Below are 337 nucleotides of genomic sequence, written 5' to 3'. Positions count from 1 at the left end.
GATGTCGCTGGCGCCGCACTTCGGGCAGCGGTTGAGGCCGTCCTTCAGTTCGCTGGCCGAGGTGTCGATGGCCACCGGGTCGGGCGCTTCCACTTCATCGCGGATGGCCTGCGGCAGTTTCGAGGTGTCCAGCGGGAAGCTGCCGGGCAGGGGAGGAACGTCCTGCGGCGAACCGGGCCCATCCAACGACGCCGCCATCCGATCCGGCGAAGAGTGCGTTCTTGCGGTTCAGCGCGATCGGGCGGATCGACCGCTCGACGGTATTGGAGTCGATCTCGATGCGGCCATCGTCGAGGAAGCGCGAGAGGCCATCGAAGCGCGAGAGCGTGTAGCGGAT

At 67.1% G+C, this 337-nt stretch carries 1 pseudogene; it reads right to left on the bottom strand.

Annotation, left to right across the window (positions count from 1 at the left end):
- Positions 1-190: 190 nt before the first annotated feature.
- A pseudogene (locus EN852_RS37320) lies at positions 191-337 on the bottom strand (transposase); the annotation flags it as partial.

Origin of the sequence: Mesorhizobium sp. M2E.F.Ca.ET.209.01.1.1 (assembly GCF_004010375.2) — a bacterium.
Taxonomy (GTDB): Bacteria; Pseudomonadota; Alphaproteobacteria; order Rhizobiales; family Rhizobiaceae; genus Mesorhizobium.
The sequence above is the reverse complement of the archived record's forward strand: the minus strand, read 5'-3'. Positions and strand labels throughout refer to the sequence as shown.